Below are 10,279 nucleotides of genomic sequence, written 5' to 3' on the forward strand. Positions count from 1 at the left end.
GGCGGGCCGGCGGGGCCGGCAGGGCAGCCAGGATGGCCGCGCTGAGGTCGGGCACGTCCGGCACGAGACCCGTACGCGTCAGCCGGTTGACCGTGGCCGCCTGCTCCAGCCACCCCCGGCAGCCGGCACAGCCGGCCAGATGCTGCTCGACCCGCGGCCGATCGGCCGGGTCGTCCTCGCCGTCCAGCTGCGCGGACACCAACTCGCGCCACCGCTCACACGCCATATCCCCATAGTCGCCCGCCGAGGGCTTCTGGTTCCCGCGGGTTCAGTGCAGGTCGGGCCGCTGCACGCTGGGGCCGCCGAGCTGGTTGCCGGAGTTGCCCATCAGCCGCTTGCGTTCCCGGAACGCCCGCAGGTTGGCCGTGTTTCCGCAGGTGCTGACGTCGTGCCAGACACCGCTGTTGTTGCGCGAGGTGTCGAAGAACGCCGCCCGGCAGTCGACGTTGTGGCACAGCTTGAGCCGCGGCCAGAGTCCGGCCTGCTGGGCGAGCAGAGCCTCGGCCCACAGAGCCGAGGCGAGCCACCGGGTGCCGCGGCCGCTGGGCACCATCCGCACCCAGCCGTCCGCGTCGGGCACCAGGCTGACCGGCACGTCGGCGGGCGGCAGGGCGCCGTCCGGCTCGGGGTTACGCCCACCGGCCAGGATGACGTTCTCGAAGGTGGTGCGCAGCCGGCGCAGCGAGCGCATGTCGGTCGAGGACAGCAGGATCACCGGCGCCGGCAGACCGGCCACCCGCGACCACGTGCCGAGCGCGTCGGTCAGCCAGCGCTGCGCGTCGTCGGGGCCGGCCAGCAGGTCCGGAGCGTAGGACATGCTGCCCCGGGTGTTCACCAGATCCTGCAGGAGGGCGAGGCCGGCCGGCGCCTCGCGTACGCCGTGCCGGGCACTCGCCTTCCATGACATAGGCGAAGAGTACTTGATTCTTTTTCACACCCGTATCCACCAGTCGCCTGACGCGGTTTCGGTGTGATCGGAACTTAAATTAACTATTAGGACTCTTAACCTTGTGGACACCTGCATCGATGGCTGAAGATGTCAGCAGCGGCCGCCCGTCCTGCAAATCCCCTGCTTCCCCAAGGACACATCACGTGGGTAGAAAACTGCTCAGACGCGCTTTCGCCGCCGCCCTGTCACTCCTGACCGTCACCACCGCCGGCATAGCTCTGCGCCCCGCCGAAGCAGCCGCGGCCACGCCGTTCAAGGTCCTCGCGTTCTACAACGGCACCTGGGACGCGGCGCACATCGACTTCGACAAGGAAGCCCGCGACTGGTTCCCCCGGGCCGGTGCGCAGTACGGCTTCACCTGGGAGGCGACCACCGACTGGAGCCGCCTCAACGCCGGTGAGCTGGCCCAGTACAAGGTCATCATGTTCCTCGACGACGCACCGCCGGCCGACCGGCGCGCGGCGTTCCAGCAGTACATGCAGAACGGTGGGGCCTGGATGGGCTTCCACGTCAGCGCGTTCACCACCGACGCCAACTCGTGGAGCTGGTACTACAACTCGTTCCTGGGCTCGGGGAACTTCGCCACCAACACATGGGGGCCGACCGCCGAGACACTGCGGATCGAGGACCGCGCGCATCCGTCCACCGCCGGCCTGCCGGCCACGATCCCGTCCGCGGTCAGCGAGTGGTACTCGTGGAGCCGGGACCTGCGGCAGAACCCGGACATCGACATCCTGGCCTCGGTCGACGCCGGCAGCTTCCCGGTCGGCACCGACCCGAACCAGCAGTGGCGCAGCGGCTTCTATCCGCTGATCTGGACCAACCGCAACTACAAGATGCTCTACACCAACTTCGGGCACAACGACATGAACTACGCGACCAACACCCGGACGTCGTCGACCTTCGCGAGCGCCCAGCAGAACCAGTGGCTGATCAACGGCCTGCTCTGGCTGGGCGGCGCGACCGGGACCCCGCCGACCGACCCGCCGGCCGACCCGGCGATCAACCCGGCGGCCTGGTATTCCGTGGCCAACCGGAACAGCGGCAAGTGCGTCGACGCCCGCGCGGCCGGCACCACCAGCGGCACCGCGATCCAGCAGTACGCCTGCAACACCAGCACCGCGCAGCAGTACCAGTTCGTGCCGACCAGCGGGAACTACGTGCGGATCAACAACCGCGGCAACAGCGCGCAGGCCCTGGACGTGACCAACGTGTCGACGGCCGACAACGCCCCGATCCAGACCTGGGCGTACGGGGGCGGCGCGAACCAGCAGTGGCAGCCGGTGGCCGAGGCCGACGGCTCGTACCACTTCGTCAACCGCAACAGTGGCAAGTGCCTGGACGTCCCCGCCGCCTCGACCGCCGACAGCGTCCAACTGGTGCAGTACGCCTGCAACGGCACGGCGGCGCAGAGCTTCCGGCTCACCGTCCGCTGAACGTCCCTGATCGCGCGGGCCGTCCCACCCCCTCGGCGGGACGGCCCGCGCCCGTCACAACGCCCGCTCGATCAGGTCGACAGCCGCGTGCGGATCGTCGACCTCGAGGACGAGCCGGGCGTACTCCTCGTCGTCGAGCTGGATGACGATCGCCTTGCGGGCGTCGCGCACGTCCCAGAAGATCCGCTCGCCGTCGGAGTGGAACGTCCCGGCCACGATGACGCCGGGCATGTGGGTGCCGGGCGAGCGCAGGCCCTTGGGCTCGCGCACGATGCCCGGATCAACGGTGGCGCCCCGCACGTGGCTCAGCGGGACGGTGATTCTGCTCTTGAGCGCCCAGACCTTGTTGAGCCCCTCGATCTCGACGATCAGCTCGCCGCCCTCGATGCGCACGTGTGCCATGACGTCACTCCCCCACGAATTCCGGCGCGGGCCCGGTGGCCCGCGTCCGCACCAGCAGGCCCAGCGCCCGGTCCAGCTCGGCCCGGGCGTCCCGCAGCCGGGCCAGGGCCCGGGTCGTCTCGGCGGCGACCTCGGCATCGACGGGTGCCCGCTCGACCAGGGCCAGCAACAGCAACCCCAGGTCCGGCCCCGCGTCGGTGATCCGGCGCACCGCCTCATCGACGTCGTCCGCCGCCGCGAAGACCTCCGCGGCCGCGGTGACGTCCCGGTCGACGTGCTGCCGCAGCGCGGCCAGATAGAGCCCGCGCTTGCTGCCGAACGTCTTGTAGAGGCTGCCGCGGTGCACGCCGAGGTGGCTGACCAGGTCGTCGACGCTGGTGCCGGCGAAACTCTGCCGCCCGAACAGCGTGACCGCCGCGCGCACGACCTCGTCCTCGTCGAATCCGCGCGGCCGGCCCATGTCCCCACCGTAGGCCATTCGAGAACGATCAGTCAAGAACGATCGTTCTCAAACCCCTCAGGCAGCGATGACCGCGGCGCCGATCCGGCCGCCGTCGACGTCGATCACCGTGCCGTGCACGAACGCCGACTCGTCGCTCGCCAGGTAGACGGCCGCGTGGGCGATCGCCTCCGGCGCTCCGCTGCCGCCGGCCGGGGTGCCGCGCATCATGACCTCCCCCGGGTGCGGGACCGCCGGGTCCAGGTCCGGCGTCCGGATCACCCCGGGCGAGATGGCGTTGACGCGTACGCCGGCCGGCCCGTACTCGGCGGACCAGGCCCGGGTCAGCGTCTCGACCGCGCCCTTGGTGGACGCGTACAGCGTGCCGATGCCCAGGCCGAGCCGGGCCACCCAGGAACCCAGGTTGATGATCACGCCGTCGCCCCGGGCCGCCATCGCGGGCGCGACGGCACCGGTCAGGAAGTACGGCGCTTTGACGTTGACCGCGTACACCCGGTCGAAGGTCTCCTCGTCGGTGGCCGCGGTGCTGTCGCCGGGGAAGATCCCGGCGTTGTTGACCAGGATGTCGATCCGGCCTCCCAGGACGCGCCCGGCCTCCTCGGCGAGGGCGTGCGACACCCGCGCGGAGCCGTCCAGGTCGGCCTGGACGAAGTCAGCCCGGCCGCCGGCCGCCCGGATGTCCGCGACGACCTGCTCACCCCGCTCCTTGCTGCGGCCCGAGACGACGACGTGGGCGCCCTCCGCCGCGTACGCGACAGCGATCGCCCGGCCGATGTTGCTGGTGGCGCCCGTGACGAGCGCCGTCTTTCCCTGCAGTCGCATGCTGACTCCCTTGATTGGACCCTGTAGTCCAGAAGCTAGCACGCGATTGGACCGATGGGTCCAGAGAGCTAGTGTGGTGCTCATGACCCGACTGACCGCCAAGGGCGCGGCGACCCGCGGGCGGATCGTCGAGGCCGCGACCGACCTCGTGCTGGCCCGCGGGGTGAACGGGACCAGCCTCGACGACATCCGGGCCGGCACCGCGACCAGCAAGAGCCAGCTCTTCCACTACTTCCCCGGCGGCAAGAGTGAGCTGGTCAGTGCCATCGCGGCCTTCCAGATGGACCGGGTCCTGGCCGCGCAGCGCCCCTGGCTGGACACCCTCGACACCTGGGAGGACTGGGACGCCTGGCGGGACGCGGTGGTCGAGCACTACGCGTCGCAGACCCACAACTGCTGTGCGATCAGCTCGATGGTCACCGACCTGCTGGTCCACGACCCCGAGCGGGCCGCCGAGGTCAACGGGCACGCCGAGCGCTGGTGCGCGTACCTGACCGCCGGTCTGCGCCGGATGAGTGAGCAGGGCAAGCTGCGCGCGGACGCCGATCCGGAGCGGCTGGCCGTGGCGGTCTTCGCCGCGTTGCAGGGCGGGCTGCTGCTGATGCAGGCCCGCGACTCCATCGCCCCGCTGGAGGCCGCGCTTGACGGCGCGCTGGCCGCACTGAGAAGTTTTCGCCTGTGACCATGCGAAGAGCTCTGACGTACGCGACGACGGTGGCGGCCCTCGTCACGCTGGCCGCCGGGTGCGACACCGGCGGCTCCGAGCAGGCCGCGGCGCCCTCGGCGCCCGCCACCGCGCCGTCGTCGGCCGGACCGGCACCGACCGCGTCACCCAGCCCCGGCACGAGCACGAGCCCCAGCCCGAAGCCCACCGCCGCGCCGAAGCCGCAGAAGCTGAAGACCGGCGTCAAGGGCGCCCGGGTCGTGACGCTGCAACAGCGCCTCACCGACCTCGGCTACTGGAACGGCAAGGCCGACGGCACCTTCGGCGGCCAGACCCAGCAGGCGGTCTACGCGCTGCAGAAGGCGGCCGGCCTGAACCGTGACGGCGTCGTCGGACCCAAGACCCAGAAAGCCCTGGACCAGGGCGTACGACCCAAGGCGAAGAGCACGAGCGGCCGGGTCATCGAGATCAACCTCAAGCGCCAGTTGCTGATGCTGGTCGACAACGGCACCATCAGCCACGTCTTCAACACCTCGACCGGCTCGATGGAGCACTACGAGCAGAACGGTGCGACGTTCCTGGCCGACACCCCCAGCGGCAAGTTCCGGGTGTCGCGGCAGATCGACGGCTGGCGGCACGCACCGCTGGGTCTGCTCTGGCGGCCGAAGTACTTCAACGGGGGCATCGCCGTGCACGGGGCGAACAGTGTGCCGCCGTACCCGGCGTCGCACGGCTGCGCGCGGGTGTCCATCGCCGCGATGAACTGGCTGTGGAGCAACGACAAGATCCCGATCGACACCCGGGTCTGGGTCTATTAGCCGTCGATCCTCGTAATGTTGCGGATCTTGTTGCTGGCATCCAGGGCCGCCACCTTGTACGCCTCCGACAGCGTCGGGTAGTTGAACACCGCGTCGACCAGGTAGTCCACCGTGCCGCCGCAGCCCATCACGGCCTGGCCGATGTGCACGATGTCGGTGGCCGCGGTGCCGAAGACGTGCACGCCCAGCAGCCGGCCGTCGTCCGGGGAGACGAGCAGCTTCAGCATCCCGTACGAGTCGCCGACGATCTGCCCGCGGGCCAGCTCGCGATAGCGGGCGATGCCCACCTCGAACGGGGTCGCGCTGTCGGTCAGCTCGTCCTCGGTCTTCCCGACGAAGCTGATCTCCGGGATCGTGTAGATGCCGATCGGCTGCAACTCGTGCATCTCGCGCGCCGGCTCGCCGCACGCGTGCTGGGCCGCGAGCCGCCCCTGCTCCATCGACGTCGAGGCGAGCGCGGGGAAGCCGATGACGTCCCCGACCGCATAGATGTTGTCGACCGCGGTGCGGTAATTGGTGTCCACGTCGATCCGGCCGCGCTTGTCCGCGCTCAGCCCGGCGGCCTCTAGGGCCAGGTCGTCGGTCTGCCCCTGCCGGCCGGCCGAATACATCACCGTGTCGGCGACGATCTTCTTGCCGCTCTTGAGGATGCACAGGGCGGCGGTCTGGTGACGCTCGACGGCGGCGACCTCCTCGCCGAACCGGAACGTCACCGACAGGTCGCGCAGGTGGTACTTCAGCGACTCGACGATCTCCTCGTCGCAGAAGTCGAGCATCTTGTCGCGCCGCTCGACGACGGTGACCTTGGTGCCCAGGGCGGCGAACATGGAGGCGTACTCCATGCCGATCACCCCGGCGCCGACCACCACCATGCTGCGCGGCACGGCCTCCAGGTTGATCACGCCGTCCGAGTCGACGATGGTCCGGTCGTCGAAGTCGACGCTGTCCGGCCGGGCCGGCCGGGTGCCCGCGGCAATGATGATCTTGTCGGCGCTGACCTTGGCGTCGTGCCCGGTGCCGCCGTCGAGCCAGATCGCGTGCGCGTCGGCGAAGCGGCCGGTGCCGGTGAGCATGGCGATGTGGTTGCGGGCGAGCTGGTTGCGGATGACGTCGGTCTGCCGGGTGATCACGTGCTGGGTCCGCGCCGCGAGGTCGCTGACCGTGATCTGCTCCTTGACCCGGTAGCTGCTGCCGTACAGGTCGCGCTGGCTCAGGCCGGTCAGATAGAGCACGGCCTCGCGCAGGGTCTTGGAGGGCACTGTGCCGGTGTTTATGCACACCCCGCCGAGCATGTCGCGGCGGTCGACGATGGCGACCCGCTTGCCCAGCTTGGCGGCGGCGATGGCGGCCTTCTGACCGCTGGGCCCGGAGCCCAGCACCAACAGGTCGTAGTCATACACGGGCCTCAGCGTGACAGGATCTCCCGGCCCGCGCCCGCGCTATTGCGCGTTTTCGCACATATCCTTGATCGGGATATCCATCTCCGGCGCGTGCCCGGGCGGCCAGGGCGAACCGTAGAGCTCGGCGCACATGACCACGGTCATCCACGGCACCCACGGCCCGCGCAGCATGATCGGCTGGGCGCCCTGGAAGTAGAGGTTGACCGACCAGTCGAGCGGGTTGGGCTGGATCATGATCAGCGAGCGGAAGTCGTAAGCCGTGTCGCCGACCAGCAGCCGCTGACTGGTGACGGTCGCGGCCCGCCGCTCACCGTCGCTCCAGCCGGCCCGGGCCTCGCTGCTCTGCTCGGCGCTGTGCCCGGTGAAGAACAGCCCGCCGCTGGCGAAGATGCTGCTCGAATAGTCCACCTTGGTGGAGAAGTACGCGGACACGTCGACCAGGAAGGAGCCGTACTGCTTCTCCTCGGCCTGCAGCTCGACCGTCGGTGTCACGGCGACCGGGTGACCACCCCGCTGCACATGCCGGACCAGCAGGGACATGGAACGCCATCCGGCATCCGTCTGCTCGGCGGTGTACACCCGGGTGGGCACTGTGGCTGGGTCTGAGTTCACCAGCAGAGCCTGGCACGCCGAAATGGTCGACGACCAGCGACTTCGCTCTGCCGTGAGCTGAATTGTCCGTAGCGCGGAGGTTAGCTGCCCGAACGTCCGGTGTGCGGACCCCGGTGCGGCGAACCGATGATGGGGACATGCGGCGTGTCACGGTTGAGCATCTGTCCTGTCTGGTCTCCGATGCGGACGGTCCGCCGCTGGTGCTGCTGCACGGCCTGGCCGGCAGCGCCCGGGAGCTGGCGGTGGCCCGGCCCGGACACCTGGTCATCGCCCCGGACCAGCGCGGCCACGGTCACAGCATCCGGCGGCCGGCCGACGTCTCCCGCGCGGCGTACGTGTCCGACGTGGTCAAGGTCATAGAGACGCTGGCCGGCGGTGGCCCGGTGACGCTGGCCGGGCAGTCGATGGGCGCCCACACCGCGATGCTGACCGCGGCCTGGCACCCGGAGCTGGTCAGCCGGCTGATCATGCTGGAGGGCGGGGTCGGCGGCAGCGAGGACGACTACCCCGGCCGGCTCGGCAAGTGGTTCGCCTCCTGGCCGGTGCCGTTCCCGTCCCGTACGGCCGCGGTCGACTTCCTGGGGGAAGGCTCACTGGCCCGCGCCTGGGCCGAGGAGCTGGAGCACCGGGCGGACGGCTACTGGCCACGTTTCGACGCCGACATCATGGAGGCCGCCATCCGTGGGGTCGCCGCGACCGCGCAATGGGAGAGCTGGCAGCGGCTCCGCGTGCCGACACTGCTGGTCCGCGGCGCGGAGAGCCGGATGCCGGACGAGGAGGTCGCGCGCATGCTCGAGCTGCGTCCCGAGGTCGAGCTGGTGACGATCCCGGACTCGGGCCACGACGCCCACCTCGACCAGCCGGCCGAGTGGCAACGACTGCTGGGTGAATTCCTGGACCGCTGAGCGCCACGTGCATCCAGCGCCCCGATCGTGGGCGAACACCAGGAGGCGGCACTCGCCGCCGACCGGTACGGATGACGAAAGGCGTGTTGATGAACATCGCTCGACTGGCCACCCGCATCGCCGCAGGGGCCACGGCCACCGTTCTCGCCACCGCTGCTCTCGGGGCGCCCGCGCAGGCCCACGGCAAGACCAAGCCGCTCGGCACCAAGTCGCTCGCCGCCGTGCTCACCGCGGACAAGAGCGGCTTCGACCGCAACTCGAAGGACTTCGACGTGCTCACCGCGGCCGTGCTGGCCGTGCTGGCCGCCAAGCCCGCCAGCCCGGTCAAGGTCCTCACCGACGGTACGGTCGCCCTGACCGCCTTCGTGCCCAACGACGGTGCGTTCCGCCAGCTCGCCAAGGAGGTCAGCAAGTCCCGCAAGCTGCCCTCCGAGAAGGCGGCGTTCACCACGGTCGCCGGCCTGGGCATCGACACCGTCGAGGCGGTGCTGCTCTACCACGTCGTGCCGGGGGCCACGATCGACCGCAAGGCCGCGCTCAAGGCCGACGGGGCCAAGCTCACCACCGCCGCGGGCGCGACGATCACCGTCGACGTCTACCGGTCCTGGTGGCGGAGCAAGAAGGTGGCGCTGATCGACGCCGACCGCAACGACCGCAACCCGCGGGTCGCCGCCTTCGACATCAACAAGGGCAACAAGCAGATCGCGCACGCCATCGACCGCGTGCTGCGCCCGGTCGACCTGCCTTAATTCCGGGTTGCGCGACGCAGGAACTCCGCGTTCGTGCTGGTCGCCTTGAGGTGGTCGAGCAACTGCCGCATGCTCTGCTTGCGGTCCTCACCACCGAGGGCCCGGCGGAGTTGGTGCATCAGGGCCAGCTCCGCCGGCGCCACCAGCGCCTCGTCGTGCCGGGTGCCCGAGCCGGTCACGTCGATCGCCGGGAACAGCCGGGACTCGGCCAGCGAACGGTCGAGCTTGAGCTCGGCGTTACCGGTGCTCTTGAACTCCTCGAAGATGACGGTGTCCATCGCCGACCCGGTGTCGACCAGCGCGGTCGCGATGATGGTCAGCGAACCGCCGTGCTCGATGTTGCGGGCGGCACCGAGGAAGCGCTTCGGCGGGTACAGCGCCGTGGAGTCCAGGCCACCGGACATCGTACGGCCGCGGCCCGGCGCGGCCAGGTTGTACGACCGGCCCAGCCGGGTGATCGAGTCCAGCAGCACGACCACGTCGCGGCCGGTCTCGACCAGGCGCTTGGCCCGCTCGATGGCCAGTTCGGCCAGCGCGGTGTGATCGGTCGGCGGCCGGTCGAAGGTGGCCGCGATGACCTCACCCTGCACCGAGCGCTGCATGTCGGTGACCTCTTCGGGCCGTTCGTCGACGAGCACGACCATCAGGTGCACTTCGGGGTTGTTGTAGGTGATGGCGTTGGCGATGGCCTGCAGCACCATCGTCTTGCCGGCCTTCGGCGGCGACACGATCAACGCGCGCTGGCCTTTGCCGATGGGCATCACCAGGTCGATGACCCGGGTGGTGAGGACGTGCGGCTCGGTCGCCAGCCGCAACCGCTCCTGCGGGTACAGGGCGGTCAGCTGGTAGAAATCGGGCCGGCGGGTGGCCCGCAGCGGGTCCTCGCCGTTGATGGTGACGACGTCCAGGGTGGCCGGCTTGCGGCCGCTCGGGACGTGCGCGATGCCGGTGACGTGGTCACCGCGGCGCAGGCCGTGGCTGCGGACCTGGCCCGAGGACACCGCGATGTCGTCGGGGCCGGGCAGGTAGCCGTCGGCGCGCAGCCAGGCCTTGTCGTCGACG

General features: G+C 70.2%; 13 protein-coding genes. 5 read left to right on the plus strand and 8 right to left on the minus strand.

Features of this window, described 5'->3' with window-relative positions; genetic code table 11:
* Together AB0C29_RS18520 and AB0C29_RS18525 are read right to left on the minus strand one after the other, a co-directional pair.
* Nucleotides 1-199: zf-HC2 domain-containing protein (locus tag AB0C29_RS18520; RefSeq protein ID WP_360821623.1), on the minus strand; the 199-nt coding region annotated here is incomplete at its 3' end.
* 69 nt (nucleotides 200-268) lie between these two features.
* Nucleotides 269-907 carry a CGNR zinc finger domain-containing protein gene (locus tag AB0C29_RS18525; protein WP_360821625.1) on the minus strand — a complete coding sequence of 213 codons (639 nt, stop codon included), beginning with the start codon at nucleotides 905-907 and terminating at the stop codon, nucleotides 269-271.
* A gap of 185 nt (nucleotides 908-1,092) precedes the next feature.
* Between AB0C29_RS18525 and AB0C29_RS18530 the strand changes: the two genes are divergently transcribed.
* Nucleotides 1,093-2,385 carry an RICIN domain-containing protein gene (locus AB0C29_RS18530; protein ID WP_360821627.1) on the plus strand — a complete coding sequence of 431 codons (1,293 nt, stop codon included), beginning with the start codon at nucleotides 1,093-1,095 and terminating at the stop codon, nucleotides 2,383-2,385.
* A 54-nt stretch (nucleotides 2,386-2,439) separates the two neighbouring features.
* On the opposite strand, the gene AB0C29_RS18535 is transcribed toward AB0C29_RS18530, so the two are convergent.
* The 3 genes from AB0C29_RS18535 to AB0C29_RS18545 are packed head-to-tail and all read right to left on the minus strand — an operon-like array spanning nucleotide 2,440 to nucleotide 4,069.
* On the minus strand, nucleotides 2,440-2,787 hold the full coding sequence (locus AB0C29_RS18535; RefSeq protein WP_360821629.1) for a hypothetical protein: 348 nt from the start codon (nucleotides 2,785-2,787) through the stop codon (nucleotides 2,440-2,442).
* A gap of 4 nt (nucleotides 2,788-2,791) precedes the next feature.
* Entirely contained in the window at nucleotides 2,792-3,265 is a 474-nt protein-coding gene (locus AB0C29_RS18540; RefSeq protein WP_360821631.1) for a helix-turn-helix domain-containing protein, read from the minus strand.
* A 39-nt stretch (nucleotides 3,266-3,304) separates the two neighbouring features.
* Nucleotides 3,305-4,069 (minus strand): SDR family oxidoreductase, encoded by a 765-nt coding sequence (locus tag AB0C29_RS18545; RefSeq protein ID WP_360821632.1) that lies wholly within the window; start codon nucleotides 4,067-4,069, stop codon nucleotides 3,305-3,307.
* Between the two features lie 82 nt (nucleotides 4,070-4,151).
* On the opposite strand from AB0C29_RS18545, the gene AB0C29_RS18550 reads away from it, so the two are divergent.
* On the plus strand, nucleotides 4,152-4,751 hold the full coding sequence (locus AB0C29_RS18550) for a helix-turn-helix domain-containing protein (RefSeq protein ID WP_360821634.1): 600 nt from the start codon (nucleotides 4,152-4,154) through the stop codon (nucleotides 4,749-4,751).
* 2 nt (nucleotides 4,752-4,753) lie between these two features.
* Nucleotides 4,754-5,551 carry a L,D-transpeptidase family protein gene (locus AB0C29_RS18555; protein ID WP_360821636.1) on the plus strand — a complete coding sequence of 266 codons (798 nt, stop codon included), beginning with the start codon at nucleotides 4,754-4,756 and terminating at the stop codon, nucleotides 5,549-5,551.
* Here the strand turns inward: AB0C29_RS18555 and sthA are convergent.
* Nucleotides 5,548-6,951, minus strand: coding sequence for a Si-specific NAD(P)(+) transhydrogenase (sthA, locus tag AB0C29_RS18560; protein WP_360821638.1), 1,404 nt, complete (start codon nucleotides 6,949-6,951; stop codon nucleotides 5,548-5,550). The two genes, AB0C29_RS18555 and sthA, sit on opposite strands and share 4 nt — an antisense overlap.
* 39 nt (nucleotides 6,952-6,990) lie before the next feature.
* Nucleotides 6,991-7,563 carry a hypothetical protein gene (locus tag AB0C29_RS18565; RefSeq protein ID WP_360821640.1) on the minus strand — a complete coding sequence of 191 codons (573 nt, stop codon included), beginning with the start codon at nucleotides 7,561-7,563 and terminating at the stop codon, nucleotides 6,991-6,993.
* Between the two features lie 137 nt (nucleotides 7,564-7,700).
* Between AB0C29_RS18565 and AB0C29_RS18570 the strand changes: the two genes are divergently transcribed.
* Both AB0C29_RS18570 and AB0C29_RS18575 read left to right on the plus strand, forming a co-directional pair.
* Nucleotides 7,701-8,468, plus strand: coding sequence for an alpha/beta hydrolase (locus AB0C29_RS18570; protein WP_360821642.1), 768 nt, complete (start codon nucleotides 7,701-7,703; stop codon nucleotides 8,466-8,468).
* Between the two features lie 89 nt (nucleotides 8,469-8,557).
* The gene (locus AB0C29_RS18575; protein ID WP_360821644.1) at nucleotides 8,558-9,217 is read left to right on the plus strand and encodes a fasciclin domain-containing protein; all 660 of its coding nucleotides are present in this window, start codon (nucleotides 8,558-8,560) and stop codon (nucleotides 9,215-9,217) included.
* Here AB0C29_RS18575 and rho read toward each other — a convergent pair.
* Nucleotides 9,214-10,279, minus strand: a 1,066-nt coding sequence (rho, locus tag AB0C29_RS18580; protein WP_360821645.1) for a transcription termination factor Rho, incomplete at its 5' end; no start/stop codon positions are given. The two genes, AB0C29_RS18575 and rho, sit on opposite strands and share 4 nt — an antisense overlap.

The sequence above is a fragment of the Actinoplanes sp. NPDC048791 genome, assembly GCF_040650095.1.
Classification (GTDB): Bacteria; Actinomycetota; Actinomycetes; order Mycobacteriales; family Micromonosporaceae; genus Actinoplanes.